Below are 20784 nucleotides of genomic sequence, written 5' to 3'. Positions count from 1 at the left end.
CCCACCCATCCAGCGTCCTCTTTGACGACGGCCTCAATACCGAGCTCTCTTACAGCCCCGAGACCCTGTCCACCATCCTCACCGAGGCCGGCTGGACCCAGCTGGACGGCAAGTGGAACAAGGGCCACAGCAACCTGTCCCTGACGCTCATCGTCAGCCAGGAGAACTCCTATAAGCTGGCGGTGGCCGACGCCATCGCCGCCACCCTGAACGCCGCCGGCGTCACCGTGACGGTGGAGCGGCTGACCTGGGAGGCCTATACCGCCGCCCTGGCCGCCGGAGACTACGACCTCTATCTGGGCGAGGTGCGCCTCACCGCCGATTTTGACCTGACCGTCCTCATCGGACCGGCGGGAGCCCTCAATTACAGCCGCTGGACAGACGCCGAAACCGCCGGTCTCCTGGCGGCCTTCCGCGCCGCCCAGGGGGACGACCGGAAGGCCGCCGCCAACGCCCTCTACCTCCGTCTGGGCGAGGAAATGCCCTTTACCCCCCTGTGCTTCAAAAACTGGTCGATCCTCAGCCAGTGGGGACAGACGGCGGGGGCCACACCCACCCAACAGAATATCTTTTATCACTTCGCCGCCTGGTCGGCGGCCCAGTAAGCCATGTGTGTTTGATTTTTCCAGAGAGAAAGGGGTACCGGAAATGGGAACTGTATTTCGTACTTACGCGGAAAAGAAGCCGGGCTATGACGTGGAGGCCCGCCGTCTGCTGGCCGAGCTGCAAAATGAGCTGGGGCTCACCGGTCTGACGGGGGTACGGGTCCTCCACCGCTACGATGTGGAGGGCATCGACCAGGCCACCTACGGCGCGGTGCGCGCCACGGTGTTCAGCGAGCCCCAGGTGGACGCGGCGTACGACGAGACCTTCCCCCAGCCCGCGGAGGACTGCGCCATCCTGGCGGTGGAGGCTCTGCCCGGCCAGTATGACCAGCGGGCCGACTCCGCCGCCCAGTGCATCCAGATGCTCACCGGCGGCGAGCGTCCGGTGGTGCGGTGCGCCACCCTCTACCTGTTCGCCGGCCAGATGGACGACGCCGGCCTGGCCAAGGCCCGCAATTACCTCATCAACCCCGTGGAGAGCCGGGAGGCCTCCCTGGATAAGCCGGACACCCTCCTTCAGCAGTACCCCGAGCCCAACCCGGTGCCGGTGCTGGAGGGCTTCCGCACCCTGGATCAGGCGGGCCTTTCCGCTCTGCTGGAGCAGTACGGCCTGGCCATGGATCTGGCGGACCTTACCTTTCTCCAGGGCTACTTCCGGGACGAGGAGGGCCGGGACCCCACCCTCACCGAGGTGCGGGTGGTGGACACCTACTGGTCCGATCACTGCCGCCACACCACCTTCTCCACCCATCTGGACGGGGTGGACATCGCCGACGGGCCGGTGAAGGACGCCTATGCGCGCTATCTGGCCGCCCGGGTGGAGGTGTACGGCCAGGAGAAGGCGGCCAAACGCCCCCAGACTCTGATGGACATTGCCACCATCGGCACCAAGACCCTGAAAAAGCGGGGCCTCCTCCCCGAACTGGACGAGAGCGAGGAGATCAACGCCTGCTCCATCCACGTCCCCGCCAGGGTGAACGGCAAGGAGCAGGACTGGCTCCTGATGTTCAAAAACGAGACCCACAACCACCCCACCGAAATCGAGCCCTTCGGCGGCGCGGCCACCTGCATCGGCGGCTGCATCCGCGACCCCCTCTCCGGCCGGGTCTATGTCCACCAGGCCATGCGCCTCACCGGCGGCGGCGACCCCCGCACCCCCTTTGACCAGACCATCCCCGGCAAGCTGCCCCAGCGCAAGATTGCCCAGACCGCCGCGGCGGGCTACTCCTCCTACGGCAACCAGATCGGCCTGGCCACCGGCCATGTGGCCGAGGTCTACCACCCCGGCTACGTAGCCAAGCGCATGGAGTGCGGCGCGGTGGTGGGCGCGGCCCCCGCCGACCATGTCCGCCGCGAGGTCCCCGCCCCCGGCGACGTGGTCATCCTGCTGGGGGGACGCACCGGCCGGGACGGCATCGGCGGCGCCACCGGCTCCTCCAAGAGCCACAACATGAAGTCCCTGACCACCATGGCCTCCGAGGTCCAGAAGGGCAACGCCCCCGAGGAGCGCAAGATCCAGCGTCTCTTCCGCCGGGGCGACGTGACCCGCCTCATCAAGCGGTGCAACGACTTCGGCGCGGGCGGCGTCAGCGTTGCCATCGGCGAGCTGGCCGACGGCCTGTCCATCGACCTGGACGCGGTGCGCAAGAAATACGACGGCCTGGACGGCACCGAGCTCGCCATTTCCGAGAGCCAGGAGCGCATGGCCGTGGTGGTTTCCCCTCAGGACGCGGATACCTTCATCGCCGCCGCCCAGAGCGAGAACCTGGAGGCTTATCAGGTGGCGGTGGTCACCGAAAGCCCCCGGATGGTCATGACCTGGCGAGGGCAGAAGGTGGCCGACCTGTCCCGGGCCTTCCTCAACACCAACGGCGCGGTAAAACACGCCAACGTCTCCGTCCCCCAGAACGACCGCACCGCCCTGGGCAGCGCCGCCGCCCACAGCCTGCGGGAGATGGCGTCCAGCCTGAAATCCGCCTCCCGCCGGGGCCTGACCGAGCGGTTTGACGGCTCCATCGGCGCGGGCAGCGTGCTCATGCCCTTCGGCGGCAAATATCAGCGCACCCCCGCCCAGGCCATGTCCGCCCTCTTCCCCGTGGAGCCGGGCCAGGAGACTGACCAGGCCAGCCTGATGGCCTGGGGCTTTGACCCCGACCGGATGAGCGCCGACCCCTACACCGGCGCGAAGGAGAGCGTCATCACCTCGGTGGCCAAGATCGTGGCCGCCGGCGCGGACTACAAAAAAGCCTATCTCACCCTCCAGGAGTTCTTTGAAAAGCTGCGGGACGAGCCGGAGCGGTGGGGCAAGCCCTTCGCCGCCCTGCTGGGAGCGCTGGACGCCCAGCTGGCGCTGAACGCCGCCGCCATCGGCGGGAAAGACTCCATGTCCGGCTCCTTTATGGACCTGGACGTGCCCCCCACCCTCATCTCCTTCGCCATCGCCCCTGTAAAGGCGGACAAGGTCCTCTCCCCCGAGTTTAAGGAGGCCGGTCACGGGGTCTATCTCTTCGGCTCCGGCGATGTGGAGGCCTGCAAGTCCTCCTGGGAGCAGTTCCACGCCCTGTGTGAGGCCGGTAAGATCAAGGCGGCCTGGGCGGTGGAGAACGGCCTGGCCGAGGCGGTAATGAAGATGTCCTTCGGCAACGGCGTGGGCTTTGCGGCGGAAACCGACGCCCACACCTGGTATATCCCCATGCCCGGCGTCATCGTGGCTGAGCTCACCGAGGACTGCGATTGCGGCGTCCGCATCGGCCATACCACCGATGACGGCAAGATCACCCTGGGCGGCGAGTCGGCGGACGTGGCCGAGCTGCTGGCCCTCAACGAGGGCGTCCTGGCCGAGGTCTACCCCGCCCGCACCGCCGACGCCGGCCCGGTGGCCCCCATCTCCTGTCACCAGCGGGCCCCCATCGTGGCCAAGAACAGAATTGCCCGGCCCCGGGTGGTCATCCCCGTGTTCCCCGGCACCAACTGTGAGTACGACTCGGTGCGGGCCTGCCTGCGGGCCGGCATGGACGCCGAGACGGTGGTTATCCGCAATCTGACCGCCGACGATCTCCTGCAATCCACCGTGGATCTGGAGGGGGCCATCCGCAAGGCCCAGATCGTCTTCCTGCCCGGCGGCTTCTCCGGCGGCGACGAGCCGGAGGGCTCGGCCAAGTTCATCGCCTCCTTCCTGCGCAATGCCCGCCTCACCGACGCCATCCACGACCTGCTGAAAAACCGGGACGGCCTGATGCTGGGCATCTGCAACGGCTTCCAGGCGCTGGTCAAGCTGGGTCTGGTGCCTTACGGGGAGATCCGGCCCATGGACGACACCTGCGCCACCCTGACCTTCAACAACATCGGCCGCCACCAGAGCCGCTACGTCACCACCCGGGTGGCCTCGGTCCGCTCCCCCTGGATGCTCAAGAGCCAGGTGGGCGACCTCCACGCCATTCCCATCTCCCACGGCGAGGGCAAGTTCGTGGCCCCCGACGCTCTGCTGGATGCGCTGTGCGCCAACGGCCAGGTGGCCACCCAGTACGTGGACGGGAGCGGCGCGCCCTCCATGGACATCGACGTCAACCCCAACGGCTCTTTCCGGGCCATTGAGGGCATCTTCTCCCCCGACGGCCGGGTCTTTGGCAAGATGGGCCACTCCGAGCGCCGGGGCGACTATGTGGGCCTGAACATCCCGGGGGACAAGTACCAGCCCCTCTGGGAGAGCGGCGCGGCCTACTTCGCCTGAGGCCCCCCACGTTTACACATTATTCATAGAGTTTTCAAAATCTGTCCAATTATAAAGAAGAGCGCCGTGGTATGCTAAGAGCACAGACAGGAAGCGGACTGACAACTGCCGCGGATTGTTTCATATACAAGTGTTTTTTCATTCTTCCTCTCTTCTTTCCCTCACAAATGGTAAAGCGCCCGCCGAACCGGCGGGCGCTTTGCTGCGTATGGGGCAACGAAAAGGGGCGCTTACTTAACGGCCACGGCCTCCACCTCGAAGGCGCCGCCCTTGGGCAGGGCAGCCACGGCCACGCAGGAGCGGGCGGGGGCCTCGCCCTGGAAGTATTGGGCATAGATGGCGTTGATGGCGGCGAAGTCGTTGATATCGGTGAGGAACACGGTGGTCTTGGTCACGTCGGCGTAGTCCATGCCGGCGGTCTTGAGGATGGCGCCCAGGTTTTCCAGGGCCTGCTTGGCCTGGGCCTCCACGCCCTCGGCGAGAACGCCGGTGGCCGGGTCCAGACCCAGCTGACCGGAGATATACAGGGTGTTGCCCGCCAGCTTGGCATGGCAGTAGGGGCCCACGGCGGCGGGCGCGTTGGCGGCGGTGATGGTCTTGTTCATGATAAAAACTCCCTCCTGAAATGAGCTGTGGGCAAAGCGCCCCTTGCTATCTCCCATTATAATAAAAACCAAAAAATTTGCAAGGGAAAGCTGAAAAATTTTTGGGCCACAAAAATCCCTTGACGCCGGGAGAGCGGGGGGATATAATGCCACCAGGGAATGAAGCGCTCCCTTGTCTCCTCCGGAGACAGAACCGCCGTATCGGCTGATGGCTTCTGCAATTTGGTTGCAGGGGCATCAGCTTTTTTTGTTGCCCCGGAAAGGAACGAGGACATATGCTGACAAGTTTGGGACTGGTGCTGCTGCTGGGCATGGCGCTGGGGGCGCTGGCCAAAAAATTGGGGCTGCCCCCGCTGGTGGGGATGCTGATCGCCGGCATGATTTTGGGTCCCTACGCCCTGAACCTGCTCTCCCCGTCGCTGCTGGGGATCTCGGCCGATCTGCGGCAGCTGGCCCTCATCATCATCCTGACCCGGGCGGGTCTGTCGCTGGACGTGGCGGCCCTCAAGCGGGTGGGCCGTCCGGCGGTACTGATGTGCTTTGTGCCGGCCTGCTTTGAGATCACCGGTATGGTGCTGCTGGCCCCCCGGCTGCTGGGGGTGCCGGTGCTGGACGCGGCCATTATGGGCGCGGTGGTGGGGGCGGTGTCCCCGGCGGTCATCGTGCCCCGGATGATCCGCCTGTCCGAGGAGGGCTATGGGGTGGAAAAGGGCATCCCCCAGCTGATTTTGGCCGGCGCGTCGGTGGACGACGTGTTTGTCATCGTTCTCTTTACCGCCTTCACCGGCCTGGCCTCCGGGACAGGGACCGGGCTCTCCCCCGCCACCCTCCTCTCGGTGCCGGCCTCCATTGTGACGGGCGTCGCGGCGGGCCTCCTTCTGGGCTGGCTGCTGGCCCTTTTCTTCCGCAAGGTCCACATGCGGGACTCCATTAAAGTGGTGATCCTGCTGTCCCTGGCCTTTCTGCTGGTGGCGGCGGAGGACGCCCTGGAGGGCCTGTTCCCCTTCTCCGGCCTGCTGGCCGTCATGGCCGCCGACGTGGGACTTCAGCGGTGGCGGGGCGTGGTGGCCCAGCGCCTGAGCCTGAAATTCTCCAAGCTGTGGGTGGCCGCCGAGGTGTCCCTCTTTGTGCTGGTGGGCGCGGCGGTGGATCTGCGCTACGCCCTGTCCGCCGGCGTGCTGGCCATTGTGGCGGTGTTGGGCTGCCTGTGCTTCCGGGCGGTGGGCGTGCTGGTCTGCGTAGCCGGCTCCGGGTTCAACTGGAAAGAGAAGCTCTTTTGCGTGGTGGCCTATCTGCCCAAGGCCACGGTGCAGGCGGCCATCGGCGGCGTACCCCTGGCCATGGGCCTGGGCTGTGGACAGATCGTCCTCACCGTGGCGGTCATCGCCATTCTCATCACCGCCCCACTGGGCGCCCTGGCCATTGACCGGACCTATCCTGTTTTGGAAAAGTCGGAAAAGAAAGTCCTCTGAACATATCAAACTGGCCCCGGAACGATTTTGAACCGTTCCGGGGCCGTCGTCTTGTCGTTTTTTCGTTTTGGCTACTTGCCCACGCAGAACCGGGCGAAAATGCGGTCGGTCACGTCCTCCCGCACGGTACGGCCGGTGAGCTCCCCCAGGGCGGCCATGGCGGCCTCCACGTCCACCAGCACCGCGTCGGGGGTCATACCCGCCGCCAGGCTGCCCGACGCCGCCCTCAGCGCGCCGAGCGCCCGGCCCGCCGCCTCCGCCTGCCGGGCGTTGGTCAGCATCTGACCGGCCTCCTCCGCCGCGCCGCCGGGAAAGGCCTCGGCTACCGCCTCCTCCAGGGCCCGCAGTCCGTCGCCGGTCTTGCTGCTCACCGCCACCACCGGACAGGGACACTCCGTCCACGCCGGGCCGGGACCCAGATCGGTCTTGGTGCGCAGCAGGATCACCCGCTCCGCCCGGTCCAGCGCCAGGGCCAGCAGGTCCCGGTCCTCCGTGGTGGGCGGACAGGTCCCGTCCCACAGCACCAGGGCCAGGGCCGCCCCTTCCAGGGCTTTGCGGCTCCGCTCCACGCCGATGCGCTCCACCGCGTCGGCCGTCTCCCGGATGCCCGCCGTGTCGATGAGCCGGAGGAGCCGTCCGCCCACGGTGCATTTTTCCTCCACCGTGTCCCGGGTGGTGCCGGGAATGTCGGTGACGATGGCCCGTTCATAGCCCAGAAGGGCGTTGAGGAGGGAGGATTTGCCGGCGTTGGGCCGTCCCACAATGGCGCAGGGAATGCCCCCCACCAGGAACTTCCCCCGCCGGTAGGTGTCCAGCAGGGCGGACAGATCCGCCGCCCCCCTGTCCAGGGCGTCGGCCAGTTCCCGCTGGGTGAAGGGGTCCAGGTCCTCGTCGGGGTAGTCCAGCACGGCGTGGAAGTGGGCGCTCACGTCCACCAGGGCGTCATAGACCGCCGCCACCCGCCGGCTCAGGGCCCCGGAGAGCTGCCCGCCGGCACAGCGGACGGCCTGGGCGCTGTCGGCGTCGATGAGGTCGGCCACCGCCTCGGCCTGCAAGAGGTCCAGGCGGCCGTTGAGGAAGGCCCGGCGGGTAAACTCCCCCGGCTCCGCCGGGCGGACGCCCTGGGCATAGAGGGCCTCCAGGGCCAGGGCCAGCACTGCCGGGGAGCCGTGGCACTGGAGCTCGGCGGTATCCTCGCCGGTGTAGCTCCGCGGCCCCCGGGAGACGGTAGCCAAGATCTGGTCCACCGGCCGGCCCTCGCCGTCCAGCAGGGTCCCGTAGACCAGCTGCCGGTCCGCCGCCGTTTCCAGGGGTTTTCCGCTGGCCGCCCGAAAGACCGCCGCCGCCGCCGGAATGGCGTTCGGTCCCGAAAGTCGGACAATGCCCACCGCGCACCGGGCGCTGCCGGTGGCGATGGCCGCTATCGTATCCATATCCTTCCTCCTTTCGCCATATTTCGTGATTTTACCTGTACTTTTTTCCTTGACTTCCATTATGTCTACCGGCAGTGCATAAAGCCTCCACCGTCTTTCTCCACCAATGTGGACAACTCTGTGGAAAATGTGGAAAACTTCGTGCAACTTGTGGAAAGTACGGTGTCTCTCTTCCACCTATCCTGCATATTCCAATGGATATTGGATGTCAACGAACGAATGTTCTCTTACCGCGCGCCCCCGCCGAACTCCAGCAATTTCAGCTGTTTGTTCCGGTCCTCCGTCCAATGAATGGCCCATTGGGAGCCAAAGAGCAGCAGCTGATTGCCTTTATAATCTTCCACCAGCTTGGTGTCGGTGCCCAGGTTCAGGTCCTCCTCCTTCACCGGCTCCTCGATGCCGTCGGTCCGCTCGATCCACCGCAGGTATTCATAGGGCAGGCCCTCCATATAGAGGTCCACGTTGTACTCGTTTTTGAGCCGGTACTCCAGCACGTCGAATTGCAGGGTGCCCACCACCCCCACGATGACCTCCTCCATGCCGGAATAGGGGGTCTTGAAGATCTGGATGGCGCCCTCCTGGGCGATCTGCTCCATGCCCTTCAAAAACTGCTTGCGCTTCATGGTGTCCAGAGAGCGCACCCGGCGGAAGTGCTCGGGGGCAAAGGTGGGAATGGGGTCGAATTTGAATTTCTTCCCCGGGGCGCAGAGGGTGTCGCCGATGGAGAAGATGCCCGGGTCAAAGACGCCGATGATGTCGCCGGCGTAGGCCTCCTCGATGATCTCCCGCTCGGCGGCCATGAGCTGCTGGGGCCGGGAGAGGCGGAGCTTCTTGCCCCCCTGGACGTGATAGACCTCCTTGTCGGCGTCGAACCGGCCGGAGCAAACCCGCATAAAGGCGATGCGGTCCCGGTGGGCCTTGTTCATGTTGGCCTGGATCTTAAAGACAAAGGCAGAAAAATCCTCGTCCATGGAGTCGATGACCTCCTCCCCCGCCTTCCGGGGCAGGGGGGCGGTGGTCATTTTGAGAAAATGCTCCAAAAAGGGCTCCACGCCGAAGTTGGTCAGGGCGGAACCGAAGAATACGGGGGACAGCTTGCCGTGGCGCACCCGGTCCAGGTCGAACTCGGCGGAGGCGCCGTCCAGCAGCTCGATCTCGTCGGTGAGCTTCTGGTGGAGCACAGCGCCGATGAGGCCGTCCAGATTGGGGTCGCCCAGCGCCACCTCGGTGGCGGTGGCGGCCTTCGCGCCGCCGTTGGAGGTGAAATGGATGATCTTCTGGGACTCGCGGTCATAAACGCCCTTAAAATCTTTGCCGCAGCCGATGGGCCAGTTCACCGGATAGGTCTCGATGCCCAGTTCGGTCTCCAGCTCCTCCAGCAGCTCGAAGGAGTCCCGGGCTTCCCGGTCCATCTTGTTGATGAAGGTAAAAATGGGAATGTCCCGCATGGCGCAGACCTTAAAGAGCTTGCGGGTCTGGGCCTCCACGCCCTTGGCGGCGTCGATGACCATGACGGCGCTGTCGGCGGCCATGAGGGTGCGGTAGGTGTCCTCGGAAAAGTCCTGGTGGCCGGGGGTGTCCAGGATGTTGATGCAGTACCCCTCGTACTGGAACTGCATGACCGAGGAGGTCACCGAAATACCGCGCTGCTTTTCGATCTCCATCCAGTCGGAGGTGGCGGCGCGGGTGTTCTTTTTCCCCTTGACCTGGCCTGCCTGGGCGATGGCGCCTCCGTAGAGCAGGAACTTTTCGGTCAGGGTGGTTTTACCGGCGTCGGGATGGGAAATGATGGCAAAGGTGCGCCGGCGGTTGATTTCCGATTCATATTTGGACAAGAGCATAGCCTCCTTGTTGAGATAAAAGATAAGAGATAAAAGATAGAAAACGCAGGTGCGAAATTTGTTTAGGGGCGGCCTTTATGGCCGCCCGCTTTTACGGCGGGCTGAGGCGGCCCACCACCGCCGGAATGTCGGCAAAGGCATCCACATGGGGCACCGGGTGGTCGATACGGCCGAAGCCGTAGGCCGCGTGGAGAAAGGGCACGCCGGCGGCGGCGGCGGCGTCATAGTCCCCCTGGGTATCCCCCACATAGAGTGGCTTTTGCAGGCCGTTGCGGTGGGCCACCAGGGCGATATTCTCCGCCTTGGCCTTGCCGGTGCGGCCGGGGCACTCAAAGTCGGTAAAATACCGGCCCAGACCGTGGGCGGCAAAAAAGGACTGGATATACCCGTCCACGCAGTTGCTGACGATGAACAGCTTATGGGTCCGGGCCAGTTGGTCCAGGGTCTCCTCCACATGGGGGTACAAAATACCGCCCCGGCCCGCCAGACAGGCCAGCTGATGGCCCACGCAGACCCTGATCCCCTCCTGGAGCCGCTCCTCCCTCAGCTCGGGCAGCAGACGCCGGGCCAGCGGCTCGATGAGCAGTCCCATGCAGTCCTCCACCTGGGAGAGGGTCAGCGTGGGCGCAAGGCCCAGCTCCTGCCGTCCCAGATTCCAGCCCTCCTGAATCCGCGCCGTGGCGTTCCACAGCGTGCCGTCCAGATCAAACAAAATTCCGTCTGCCCCAATCATGGCCCATTTCGACTCCTTTTCCGCTCAATTACAGTTTTCTTATCATATCATACCCACGTTACGCCGCGCAAGCCGGGCCGGGAAAAAAGCACGCCCCCTCGCAGGAACGTGCTTCCCCTTTAGCTCTCGGTGTGCTCTCTGGCCTCGTCCAGGTAGCTGTACAGGGTATACTTGGAGATGCCGAAGTATTTGCAGATCTTGTCGCCGCTCTTGGTGATCAGAAAGGCGCCGGTCCGGTTGAGAAAATCAATGGCCTTTACCTTATCCTCCTTGTTCATCAGCGCCACCGGCTTGCCCACGGTGCGTACGCTCTGCTCGATGAGCTCGTCCAGCAGATCGGACACGTTGCGGGAGATGGGCTCCGCCTCCTGCTGGGGCTGCCCGGTGGAGGTGAACTGCCGCAGCTGGGTCTCCATGGCCAGCATGAGGGTGATGTCGTAGTTGATGCTGAAAATACCGATGGCCTCGCCGTCGTCATTGCGGACATAGAGGGTGCTGGATTTGAGGATTTTCCCGTCCTTGGTGCGGGTCAGATAGGCCAGCTGATCTTCCAGATGGGTACGGTTGTTTTGCAGAGCCTCCAGCACGATATGGGATGGACCATCCCCCACCTTTCGGCCGGTCACATGTCCGTTTTCAATGGCCACAATGGAGCTGTCCGGGTCATTGGACACCAAATCGTGGACCACCACCTCACAGTTCGGCCCAAACTGCCGGGCGATTCCCTTGGCCAGCTGTAAGAGGAATTCTATCGTGGAAGCATTTGGCATAAGGCTCTCCTTTCTTTCTCGTCCGTTTTTGCCTATTATTTTATCATATTGCGGAACAATTACAATGATTTTTGCCGGTTCTTAAAAATTTTCTGGTAGGCTAAAAAAGGGTTGATTTTTCTGAAAAAGTGTGTTAGACTTTGGATAAGAAATGAGCTTTGTCTGTGCAAACCGCACAAAAATTTGGATATGGCATCCTGGCTGCAACGGAGTGCTCTCGCGCACGGGCTGAATGAACATCACAATGTCCTTCGGCCGACCTGTTCCTGGCCGCCGAAGGGGAGGCGCGCTGTCGCGCTCCCCTTTTTTTGTTTTCAAGCCACTTGTTAACTTGTTAAAAGGAGGAACCCCCTATGCTGCTGGTTGGAAACGGAAAAGTCATCACCCGAGACCCCAAACACCCCTATTTTCCCGACGGCGCCGTGGCCATTGACGGCGAGATCGTCAAGGAAGTGGGCCCGCTGGCCGAGCTGAAGGCCAAGTATCCCGACGCGGAATTCGTGGACGCCAAGGGCGGCGTTATCATGCCCGGTCTCATCAACGTCCACACCCACATCTACTCCGGCCTGGCCCGGGGCCTGTCCATCAACGGCTTCAATCCCACCAACTTCTTCGAGGTGCTGGACGGCCAGTGGTGGTACATCGACCGCCACCTCACCCTGGACGGCACCCGCGCCTGCGCCTACGCCACCGTGCTGGACTGCATCCGGGACGGCGTCACCACCATCTTTGACCACCACGCCTCCTTCTGCGAGATCCCCGGCTCCCTCTTCGCCATCAAGGACGTGTGCCAGGAGCTGGGCATCCGCGCCAACCTCTGCTATGAGGTCTCCGAGCGGGACGGCATGGAAAAATGCCGCCAGTCCATCCAGGAAAACGCCGACTTTGCCAAGTGGGCCAAGGAGGCCGACGACGACATGATCAAGGCCATGTTCGGCGGCCACGCCCTCTTCACCATCTCAGACAAGACCTTTGAGGAGATGGTCAAGGCCAACGACGGCATGACCGGCTTCCACATCCACGTGGCCGAGGGTATGAACGACGTATATGACTCCCTGCGCAACTACGGCTGCCGCCCGGTGAACCGCCTGCTCTACAACGGCATTTTGGGCGAAAAGACCATGCTGGGCCACTGCATCCACGTCTCCCCCGCCGAGCTGGACATCATCAAGGAAACCAACACCATGGTGTGCCACAACCCCGAGTCCAACATGGGCAACGCCGTGGGCTGCTCTCCCGTGCTCCAGATGTGCGCCAAGGGCATCCTCATCGGCCTGGGCACCGACGCCTACACCCACGACATGCTGGAGAGCCTGAAGGTCCTGCTGCCCATGCAGCGCCACAACGTGGCCCAGCCCAACGTGGGCTGGTGCGAGGCCACCGGCATGCTCTTTGAGAACAACGCCAAGATCTGCGCCCGCTACTTCAAAAAGCCCCTGGGCATCCTGGCGGAGGGCGCCGCCGCCGACGTGATCGTCATGGACTATAAGCCCTTCACCCCCTTCTCCGACGCCAACATCGACGGCCACATGCTCTTCGGCATGATGGGCAAGAACTGCCGCACCACCATCATCAACGGCAAGGTGCTCTACAAGGACCGGGAGTTCGTGGGCATTGACGAGGACGCCATCAACGCCTGGTGTATGGAGCAGTCCAAAAAGCTCTGGGGCGAGCTCAACCACTGCACCTACTGATGTGATTTATTTTTGATGTTATTTTAGGTTGGAAATACGGAAAAAACAGGAGGTAAACACGATGAGCGACATTATGCGTCCCATTCCCTTCGGACAGCTGATGAACTGGGTCCTCACCGAGCAGGAGACTCAGGGCACGATCTTCGGCGTGTCCAAGCTGAAGCGCTACACCAGCGGTCAGGCCCGCCCCATCTTCGGTGAGAAGATCGAGTCTCCCTTCGGTCCCGCCGCCGGCCCCCACACCCAGCTGGCCCAGAACCTGATCGCCGCCTATGCCGGCGGTTCCCGGTTCTTTGAGGTCAAGACCGTCCAGATCATGGACGGCGAGGATCTGTCCAAGTGCGTCAACAAGCCCTGCATCACCGCCGCCGACGAGTGCTACAACTGCGAGTGGTCCACCGAGCTGTACGTGCCCCAGGCCTTCGCCGAATATGTGAAGGCGTGGTTTGCCTGCAAGCTGATGGCCAAGGAGTACGGCCTGGGCGATCCCGACGGCTTCGTGTTCAACATGAGCGTGGGCTATGACCTGGCGGGCATCCAGAGCGAGAAGATCGACAAATACCTCAACGAGATGCGGGACGCCTCCCAGACCGCCGTCTGGCAGGAGTGCATGGACTGGACCCTGGCCAACCTGGGCCGTTTCCGCAACGTGGACGAGGCCTACGTCAAAGCCATCACCCCCCAGGTAAGCAACTCGGTCACCATCTCCACCCTCCACGGCTGCCCCCCCGACGAGATCGAGCGCATCGCCAACCATCTCATCGTCAACAAGGGTTTTAATACCTTCATCAAGTGCAACCCCACCCTCCTGGGCTACGAGTTTGCCCGCAAGACCCTGGACGCCCTGGGCTTTGACTACATCCAGTTTGACGACCATCACTTCAAGGAGGACCTGCAGTTTGCCGACGCGGTGCCCATGTTCCGCCGCCTCATCGCCCTGTGCGCCGAGAAGGGCGTGGAGTTCGGCATCAAGCTGACCAACACCTTCCCCGTGGACGTGGCCGCCAACGAGCTCCCCAGCGAGGAGATGTACATGTCCGGCCGGTCCCTCTATCCCCTCACCCTCTCCCTGGCGGGCAAGCTGTCCCACGAGTTTGACGGCAAGCTGCGCATCTCCTACTCCGGCGGCGCCGACATTTTCAACATGAAGTCTCTGATCGGCTGCAACATCTGGCCCGTCACCATGGCCACCACCCTTCTCAAGTCCGGCGGCTATAACCGCCTCCACCAGATCGCCGAGGATCTGGCCCCCAGCACCGAGGCCTTCACCGGCGTGGACGTGGCCAAGCTGGACGCCCTGCTGGACCAGCTCTTTGCCGACACCCACTATCAAAAGCCCATGAAGCCCATTCCCAGCCGCAAGGTGGACAAGAAGGTCCCCCTCATCGACTGCTTCAACGCCCCCTGCCGGGAGGGCTGCCCCATCCACCAGGACATCCCCGCCTACCTCATGCGGGTCAAGGCCGGCAAGTACGACGAGGCGCTGGAGATCATCACCAAGCGCAACGCCCTGCCCTTCATTACCGGCACCATCTGCTCTCACCGCTGCCAGGATAAGTGCATGCGCAACGCCTATGAGGAGAGCGTGTACATCCGCTCCGCCAAGCTGAAGGCCGCCGAAGGCGGTTTCGCCGCGGTGCTGCCCACCCTGAAGCCCGGCGCACCGGTGGACGGCGTGAAGGTGGCCATTGTGGGCGGCGGCCCCGCCGGTCTGTCCGCCGCCTTCTTCCTGGGCCGTGCCGGCGCCGACGTCACCGTCTTTGAGCGCAAGAATACGCTGGGCGGCATCGTCCGCCATGTGATCCCCGCCTTCCGCATCAGCGACGAGGCCATCGAGAACGATGTGGCCCTGGCCAAGGCCGTGGGCGCCAAGTTCCAGCTGGGCACGGAGGTCAAGGACGTGCAGGGGCTCTTTGCCCAGGGCTACACCCATGTGATCCTGGCCACCGGCGCGTGGATGCCCGGCCGTGCCGGTCTCTCCTACGGCGACGAGATGGACGTCATCGACTTCCTGGAAGCCGCCAAGAAGGCCCCCGAGACCCTCCAGCTGGGCGCCGACGTGGTGGTCATCGGCGGCGGCAACACCGCCATGGACGCCGCCCGGGCCGCCAAGCGCATCCCCGGCGTGGAGAACGTCCGTCTGGTCTACCGCCGTACCAAGCGCTACATGCCCGCCGACCAGGAGGAGCTGGAATTCGCTCTGGCCGACGGCGTGGAGTTTATGGAGCTGCTGGCGCCCGTGGGCGTGAAGGACGGGGTCCTGACCTGCCACGCCATGGAGCTGGGCGCGCCCGACGCCTCCGGCCGCCGCTCTCCCGTGGACACCGGCCGGGTGGTGGAGGTGCCCGCCACCACCGTCATCGCCGCCGTGGGCGAGAAGGTGGATACCGGCCTCTACACCGCCAACGGTCTGGCTGTGGATAACCGGGGCAAGGCCGTGGTCAACGGCGAGACGCTGGAGTCCTCCGTCAAGAACGTCTACGTCATCGGCGACGGCCAGAAGGGTCCCGGCACCGTGGTGGAGGCCATTGCCGACGCCACCAAGGCCGCCAAGGCCATCGTGCCCTTCGACACCGAGAGCGAAGTGGAAAAGAACGTCAACCCCGACTATAACGCCCCCCTGGCCAAGCGCGGCGACCTGTGCACCGACTGCAAGAACTGCGACGACCTGCGCTGCCTGGGCTGCGCCACCGTCTGCGAGACCTGTACCGAGGTCTGCCCCAACCGGGCCAACGTGGCCATCCGGGTGCCCGGCATGCGGATGCGCCAGATCGTCCACGTGGACGGCATGTGCAACGAGTGCGGCAACTGCGCCACCTTCTGCCCCTACGACTCCCGCCCCTACAAGGACAAGTTCACCCTCTTCTGGAGCGAGGAGGACTTCAACAACAGTGAGAACGAGGGCTTCCTCCGTCTGGAGGGCGCCAAGACCCGGGTGCGTCTGGCCGGACAGGTCAAGGACTACGACGTGTCCGACGCCGCCTGCGGCCTCTATGAGCCCCTCCGCCAGCTGATCTCCACCGTGTACGCCGATTACGCCTACCTCCTGGGCTAATCGCTTCCGTATCCAACCAAAGGGAAACGCCCCGGACCGTTTTTCATACGGTCCGGGGCGTTCTCTCGTTACGGCTCTTTGGCGACGGGGGCAAACCGGGCCCGGGCCAGTTTGGCCAGGTCCTGCGGGTCCAGCTCCACCTGGGCGCCGATTTTGCCGGCGCTGACCAATATGGTCTCCTGCTCTTGGGCCGAGGCGTCGATGAAGGTGGGGAACTGTTTTTTCATCCCCAGGGGCGAGCAGCCCCCGTGGACATAGCCGGTGAGGGGGAGGAGCTCAGCCTGGCGGATCATCTCGATGGATTTCTCCCCCGCCGCCTTGGCCGCCGCCTTCAGGTCCAGCTCCATGGCCACCGGCACCACGAACACATAATTTTTTTTGCTGGCCCCTCTGGTCACCAGTGTCTTGAACACCCGGGATACGTCCTGCCCGGTGGCGGCCGCCACCGACACGCCGTCCACCGCCCCGTTGGGCGCTTCGTAGCGGTGGGGGGTATAGGCCGTCTTTTTCTGGTCCAGCAGACGCATGACGTTGGTCTTTTCCTCTTTGGCCATTGTGGTTTCCTCCCTTGCTTTTTGTCTCTTTTCGTAGTATCCTTTCGTTCGATGTTATACGATAGCACAAGCAAGGAGTGTTTTCAATGGATTTTTCCTCTCTCATCCCGGTCCTCAAGGAGACCACCTGCCGGCTTATGGACGCCCCCAGTCCCAGCGGCTTTACCCGCCGGGCGGTGGACCTGGCCGAATCCATGGCCCATACCCTGGGCTACGCCACCCGCCGCACCCGCAAGGGCAACCTGACCATCTGCGTCCCCGGCCGGGACCAGAGCCAGACCATGGGCCTCTGCGCCCATGTGGACACCCTGGGCCTGATGGTGCGGGCCATCACCGACAGGGGGGAGCTCCTCTTCACCACGGTGGGCGGGCCGGTGCTCCCCTCCCTGGACGGGGAGTACTGCACCGTCTTTACCCGGGACGGACGGCGCTACACCGGCACCGTCCTCTCCCTCTCGCCGGCGGCCCATGTCTTTGACGACGCCCGCACCCGCCCCAGAGACGCCCAGAATATGTACGTCCGCCTGGACGAAAAGGTCCGCTCCGCCGATGACGTGCGGGCCCTGGGCATTGACGTGGGGGACTACATCGCCTACGACCCCAAGACCGTCTTTACCGAGAGCGGCTTTTTGAAATCCCGCTTTATTGACGACAAGGGCAGCGCCGCCATTCTCCTCACCCTCCTCCACTGGCTCCGGGAGAGCGGCAAAGCCCCCCGCTGCAACGTGGAGATCACCTTTACCGTCTACGAGGAGGTGGGCCACGGGGGCGCCACCTTCTCGCCGGCACTCACCGAGCTGCTGGCGGTGGACATGGGCTGCGTGGGACTGGACCTGTCCTGCGACGAGTACACCGTGTCCATCTGCGCCGCCGACTCCGCCGGTCCCTATGACTACGACATGGTGACCCGCCTTTCCACCCTGGCCAAAGAAAACGGCATTCCCGCCGTGCTGGACGTGTACCCCCACTACTCCTCCGACGTGGCGGTGGCCTGGAAGTCCGGTCTGGATGTGCCCGCCGCCCTCATCGGCCCCGGCGTCCAGGCCTCCCACGGCATGGAGCGCACCCACCTGGACGCCATGCTGGCCACCCTGGCCCTGGTGGAGCGCTATCTGGACTGCCGGTAAAGGAGGGGCCTGCCATGGTTGACGGAAAACCTCTCGTGCTGGTCATCGACGGCCAGGGGGGCGGCGTGGGCCGGGCGCTGACCGCCCTGCTCCGGCAGCGGCTTCCCCAGGTCTACCTGCGGGCGGTGGGCTCCAACGCCCAGGCCACCGCCGCCATGCTCCGGGCCGGCGCTCACGACGGCGCCACCGGGGAAAACGCCGTGGTGGTCAACGCGCCTCTGGCCGCGTTCATCGTGGGTCCCATGGGCGTGGCGGTGCCCAACAGCCTGTTGGGGGAGATCACCCCGGCCATGGCGGCGGCGGTGGGGGCTTCGCCCGCCCAAAAAATTCTCATCCCCTCCGACCGCTGCCATCTGACCCTGGCGCTGGACCGTCCCCAGAGCCTGCAAGCCTCTCTGGAGCGGTGCGTGGCGCTGATGGAGGAAGCCTTGGAGGGCCGGTCCTGCCGCTGAGTCAGGGCCGGACGCTGCGGGAAATATTGAGCAGGGCCGCGCCGGCGGCCTCGTCGCAGCTGTGGCTGCACACCAGGTCCCCCAGGGACAGCATCCCCACCACCTTGCCGCCCTCCACCACCGGCAGACGGCGCACCTGGGCGGCCCCCATCACCTGGGCCGCCGCAGCGGTCTCCGCCCCCGGCGTCACCCAGGCACAGTTGCGGCTCATGATCTGCCCCACCGGCGTGCGGAAGGGGTCCCGCCCCGCCGCCACGCACCGCAGCACGATGTCCCGGTCGGTGACGATCCCCTGAAGCCGTCCGTCCGCGCCGCATACCGGCAGCGCCCCCACTTCCCGCCGGCCCAGCAGCCGGGCCGCCAAGGCGGCGCTCTCCCCCGGGGTCACGCTGACCACCTGCTGACACATCAACTCCCGTACCCGCATCAAATCTCCTCCTCTTCCGGGTATTTCCCCCAGTATGCCCGGAACCGCTCCGGGATAAACAGCCGCCCCCTTCTTTTTTCCACCGTTTTGTGCTACACTGTGGATAATCGAAAGGGGGCGGCTTTGTCATGGTGGAAGAACTGGCGCGGGTGGAACGGCTGGACCTGCCCGCCGGACGGCGGGTGGTGGTCATCAGCGACGTCCACGGCAATCTGGATTTTTTCAACGGCCTTTTGGCGCAGATTGGATTTTCCACCCACGATACCCTCATCCTCCTGGGCGACCTGCTGGAAAAAGGGGTGGACAGCCTCACCCTGCTGCGCCATGTGATGGACCTGTCCCAGCGGTATGACATCCGCATGGTGTGCGGCAACTGCGACAATCTGGCCTATCAGTTTGTGGGCGATCCCCCCCTGCTGCCCGAGGCGTTTTACATCCGTTATCTGGGCAAGTGGGGCAAAAAGTCCATTTTGCACCAGATGGCGGCGGAGGTAGGCCTCCCTCTCCGGGGACCGGCGGATTATCCGGCGCTGCAAGCCGCCATCCCCCGGTGTTTTCCCAAAGAGCTGGCCTTTCTGCGGAGCCTCCCCACCATGCTGGTCAGCGACCGGTATCTCTTCGTCCACGGCGGCGTCCCCCGGGAGGACCGGCTGGAGGACCTGCCCGCCTGGCCCTGCATGAAGGACGACGATTTTGTGGGCCAGTACCGCGCCTTCTCCCGCTGGGTGGTGGTGGGACACTGGCCGGTCACCCTCTACCGGCCCCACCATCAGTCCGCCCGGCCTCTGGTCCTCCCCCACCGGCATATTGTCAGCATCGACGGCGGCTGCAACCTCAAGTGCGACGGCCAGCTCAACGCCCTCCTCTTCCGCTGGGAGGAGGACCCGGCGGCCTATGAGAGCTACGACGGCTTCCCCCTGGCGGTGGCGGCCGACGGCCAGGCAGGGGACGACGACTGCATCAACATCCGCTGGAGCCAGAACCCGGTGGAGGTGCTGGAATATGGCCCCGAGTTCTGCCGCTGCCTCCATCCGGCCAGCGGGCGGACCCTGGATATTTTGACCGATTACCTCTACGAGGAGGGGGGCGTCACCCGGGCGGAGGACTGCACCGACCATAAAATCGCCCTCTCTCCCGGCGACGTGGTCAGCGTGGTGCGGCGCACCTCCCGGGGGGCGCTGGTCAAGCGGGACGGTCTCAGCGGCTGGTATACCGGCCGGCTCCTCCCCGCTCCGGCGGACGCAACGCCTTATTTTTCTCCGCTGCTCTGAAAAAACGGACGTTTTCCCTACTTTTGCGGGAAAACGTCCGTCTTTTTATTTTTTCTCCTTGCGGCGGGCGGCGGCCCGGCGGCGCAGCTCCTCCAGAGCGGCGGCGTAGCGGGTGGAAGTCATCCGGGGAAAGGCCCGCAGCAGACGGCCCTGGCCGAATTTCCGGTCGGTCAGCAGCCGCTCCCGGGCAGTCCGCAGCTGGGCCAGGTCAGACCGCATGGAGGCGGCCCGCTCGGAGAGGTCCTCCTTGAAGTCGGCCGTCCGTCCCGCAAGCTCCTCCTTGAAATCGGCGGTGCGGATGGCCAGATCGTCCCGCAGGTCGGCCAGCCTGTCGCTGGAGGAGATCATCCGCTGGGAGAGCCCCTCCCCCAGCTCGTCGGAGGCGGCGCGCATCCGCTGGGCCAGTTCTTCCAGCTGGCGCAGCCGCCGGTTGAGGCCCACCATGGCCGCCACCGTGGCCGACAGATCGGTGATAAAGAGCAGCATGCAGATTATCAGCACCGCCACGCCCACGCCGTGGGGCATCAATCCCACCAGATGGGCCACCAGCGGATGGAGGACCCGCAGCACGAATACGCAGGCAATCCCCCAGACCAGAGAGAATTCCAGGCAGATGTAACCGTTGAGGTTAAAGGGGCGCTCCAGGTAATTCCACCACCGCTGATGAAAGAGCCGCTCCAGCAGAAAGCCGGTGAGCCACTCCAGCGCGCTGGTGAGCAGCACCGAACAGACAAAGAGCAGCGGCAGATTGTCCCGCACCGGCCGGAGCGTCAGGGCCACGATGACCACCCCAAAGCCGTAGATGGGGCAGATGGGACCGTTGAGAAAGCCCCGGTTGACAAAGGTTCGGGTGCGCACGGCGGCAAAGCACACCTCGCCGCACCAGCCCAAAAAGGCGTACACGAAGAAATAGCACAGCACAGAATAGAGCATAAAAACCTCCCGCAAAAAATTTTTGCCTGGCGCGGAACTTTTAGCCCCGGCCGCCGTCTAACCTTCCGCACAAGAAAATGAC

At 64.3% G+C, this 20784-nt stretch carries 16 protein-coding genes and 1 riboswitch; of the genes, 8 read left to right on the top strand and 8 right to left on the bottom strand.

Annotation, left to right across the window (positions count from 1 at the left end; all coding sequences use genetic code 11):
• Both H7U37_RS06455 and H7U37_RS06450 read left to right on the top strand, forming a co-directional pair.
• Positions 1-605 (top strand): ABC transporter substrate-binding protein (locus H7U37_RS06455; protein WP_243414260.1); only part of this gene is annotated, 605 nt, incomplete at its 5' end.
• 43 nt (positions 606-648) lie between these two features.
• Complete coding sequence (locus H7U37_RS06450; protein ID WP_204874540.1) at positions 649-4335, top strand: phosphoribosylformylglycinamidine synthase; 3687 nt, start codon at positions 649-651, stop codon at positions 4333-4335.
• Between the two features lie 230 nt (positions 4336-4565).
• On the opposite strand, the gene H7U37_RS06445 is transcribed toward H7U37_RS06450, so the two are convergent.
• Positions 4566-4940 carry a RidA family protein gene (locus tag H7U37_RS06445; protein WP_204874538.1) on the bottom strand — a complete coding sequence of 125 codons (375 nt, stop codon included), beginning with the start codon at positions 4938-4940 and terminating at the stop codon, positions 4566-4568.
• A 146-nt stretch (positions 4941-5086) separates the two neighbouring features.
• A riboswitch (Fluoride riboswitch) is annotated at positions 5087-5165 on the top strand.
• Positions 5166-5215: 50 nt separating this feature from the next.
• On the opposite strand from H7U37_RS06445, the gene H7U37_RS06440 reads away from it, so the two are divergent.
• The gene (locus tag H7U37_RS06440; protein WP_204874536.1) at positions 5216-6412 is read left to right on the top strand and encodes a cation:proton antiporter domain-containing protein; all 1197 of its coding nucleotides are present in this window, start codon (positions 5216-5218) and stop codon (positions 6410-6412) included.
• A 71-nt stretch (positions 6413-6483) separates the two neighbouring features.
• Here H7U37_RS06440 and mnmE read toward each other — a convergent pair whose 3' ends face one another.
• The 4 genes from mnmE to H7U37_RS06420 form a co-directional block, all read right to left on the bottom strand.
• On the bottom strand, positions 6484-7845 hold the full coding sequence (gene mnmE, locus H7U37_RS06435; RefSeq protein WP_204874534.1) for a tRNA uridine-5-carboxymethylaminomethyl(34) synthesis GTPase MnmE: 1362 nt from the start codon (positions 7843-7845) through the stop codon (positions 6484-6486).
• 227 nt (positions 7846-8072) lie between these two features.
• The gene (locus H7U37_RS06430; RefSeq protein ID WP_204874533.1) at positions 8073-9680 is read right to left on the bottom strand and encodes a peptide chain release factor 3; all 1608 of its coding nucleotides are present in this window, start codon (positions 9678-9680) and stop codon (positions 8073-8075) included.
• A 97-nt stretch (positions 9681-9777) separates the two neighbouring features.
• Entirely contained in the window at positions 9778-10419 is a 642-nt protein-coding gene (locus H7U37_RS06425) for an HAD family hydrolase (protein WP_204874531.1), read from the bottom strand.
• Between the two features lie 119 nt (positions 10420-10538).
• Entirely contained in the window at positions 10539-11189 is a 651-nt protein-coding gene (locus tag H7U37_RS06420) for a helix-turn-helix transcriptional regulator (RefSeq protein WP_204874529.1), read from the bottom strand.
• A gap of 353 nt (positions 11190-11542) precedes the next feature.
• Here H7U37_RS06420 and ssnA point away from each other — a divergent pair, with 353 nt between their 5' ends.
• Positions 11543-12883 (top strand): putative aminohydrolase SsnA, encoded by a 1341-nt coding sequence (gene ssnA, locus H7U37_RS06415; protein ID WP_204874527.1) that lies wholly within the window; start codon positions 11543-11545, stop codon positions 12881-12883.
• Positions 12884-12944: 61 nt separating this feature from the next.
• Positions 12945-15938, top strand: coding sequence for a putative selenate reductase subunit YgfK (gene ygfK, locus H7U37_RS06410; protein ID WP_204874525.1), 2994 nt, complete (start codon positions 12945-12947; stop codon positions 15936-15938).
• Between the two features lie 68 nt (positions 15939-16006).
• Here the strand turns inward: ygfK and ybaK are convergent, their stop codons facing one another.
• Positions 16007-16492, bottom strand: a complete 486-nt coding sequence (ybaK, locus tag H7U37_RS06405) for a Cys-tRNA(Pro) deacylase (RefSeq protein WP_204874522.1) — start codon at positions 16490-16492, stop codon at positions 16007-16009.
• Positions 16493-16578: 86 nt separating this feature from the next.
• Here ybaK and H7U37_RS06400 point away from each other — a divergent pair, with 86 nt between their 5' ends.
• Complete coding sequence (locus H7U37_RS06400; RefSeq protein WP_204874520.1) at positions 16579-17619, top strand: M42 family metallopeptidase; 1041 nt, start codon at positions 16579-16581, stop codon at positions 17617-17619.
• A gap of 14 nt (positions 17620-17633) precedes the next feature.
• Positions 17634-18071, top strand: coding sequence for a DUF3842 family protein (locus H7U37_RS06395; protein WP_204874518.1), 438 nt, complete (start codon positions 17634-17636; stop codon positions 18069-18071).
• Between the two features lies 1 nt (position 18072).
• On the opposite strand, the gene H7U37_RS06390 is transcribed toward H7U37_RS06395, so the two are convergent.
• Positions 18073-18498, bottom strand: coding sequence for a CBS domain-containing protein (locus H7U37_RS06390; protein WP_204874516.1), 426 nt, complete (start codon positions 18496-18498; stop codon positions 18073-18075).
• Positions 18499-18626: 128 nt separating this feature from the next.
• Between H7U37_RS06390 and H7U37_RS06385 the strand changes: the two genes are divergently transcribed.
• Positions 18627-19769, top strand: a complete 1143-nt coding sequence (locus H7U37_RS06385) for a metallophosphoesterase (protein WP_207751951.1) — start codon at positions 18627-18629, stop codon at positions 19767-19769.
• 45 nt (positions 19770-19814) lie between these two features.
• On the opposite strand, the gene H7U37_RS06380 is transcribed toward H7U37_RS06385, so the two are convergent.
• Entirely contained in the window at positions 19815-20702 is an 888-nt protein-coding gene (locus tag H7U37_RS06380) for a putative ABC transporter permease (protein WP_204874514.1), read from the bottom strand.
• Between the last annotated feature and the right edge of the window lie 82 nt (positions 20703-20784).

The organism is Pseudoflavonifractor phocaeensis (genome assembly GCF_016901735.1).
In the GTDB taxonomy this organism is placed as follows: Bacteria; Bacillota; Clostridia; order Oscillospirales; family Oscillospiraceae; genus Pseudoflavonifractor_A.
This window is presented reverse-complemented; position numbering and strand designations above follow the sequence as displayed.

What these genes read in the sequence shown, in the direction of transcription:
- ybaK (WP_204874522.1), bottom strand. Translation starts at nt 16,492, where the DNA reads ATGGCCAAAGAGGAAAAGACCAACGTCATGCGTCTGCTGGACCAGAAA.
- H7U37_RS06390 (WP_204874516.1), bottom strand. Translation starts at nt 18,498, where the DNA reads ATGCGGGTACGGGAGTTGATGTGTCAGCAGGTGGTCAGCGTGACCCCG.
- H7U37_RS06440 (WP_204874536.1), top strand. Translation starts at nt 5,216, where the DNA reads ATGCTGACAAGTTTGGGACTGGTGCTGCTGCTGGGCATGGCGCTGGGG.
- H7U37_RS06395 (WP_204874518.1), top strand. Translation starts at nt 17,634, where the DNA reads ATGGTTGACGGAAAACCTCTCGTGCTGGTCATCGACGGCCAGGGGGGC.
- H7U37_RS06425 (WP_204874531.1), bottom strand. Translation starts at nt 10,419, where the DNA reads ATGATTGGGGCAGACGGAATTTTGTTTGATCTGGACGGCACGCTGTGG.
- H7U37_RS06400 (WP_204874520.1), top strand. Translation starts at nt 16,579, where the DNA reads ATGGATTTTTCCTCTCTCATCCCGGTCCTCAAGGAGACCACCTGCCGG.
- H7U37_RS06385 (WP_207751951.1), top strand. Translation starts at nt 18,627, where the DNA reads ATGGTGGAAGAACTGGCGCGGGTGGAACGGCTGGACCTGCCCGCCGGA.
- ssnA (WP_204874527.1), top strand. Translation starts at nt 11,543, where the DNA reads ATGCTGCTGGTTGGAAACGGAAAAGTCATCACCCGAGACCCCAAACAC.
- H7U37_RS06450 (WP_204874540.1), top strand. Translation starts at nt 649, where the DNA reads ATGGGAACTGTATTTCGTACTTACGCGGAAAAGAAGCCGGGCTATGAC.
- mnmE (WP_204874534.1), bottom strand. Translation starts at nt 7,845, where the DNA reads ATGGATACGATAGCGGCCATCGCCACCGGCAGCGCCCGGTGCGCGGTG.
- H7U37_RS06445 (WP_204874538.1), bottom strand. Translation starts at nt 4,940, where the DNA reads ATGAACAAGACCATCACCGCCGCCAACGCGCCCGCCGCCGTGGGCCCC.
- H7U37_RS06420 (WP_204874529.1), bottom strand. Translation starts at nt 11,189, where the DNA reads ATGCCAAATGCTTCCACGATAGAATTCCTCTTACAGCTGGCCAAGGGA.
- H7U37_RS06380 (WP_204874514.1), bottom strand. Translation starts at nt 20,702, where the DNA reads ATGCTCTATTCTGTGCTGTGCTATTTCTTCGTGTACGCCTTTTTGGGC.
- ygfK (WP_204874525.1), top strand. Translation starts at nt 12,945, where the DNA reads ATGAGCGACATTATGCGTCCCATTCCCTTCGGACAGCTGATGAACTGG.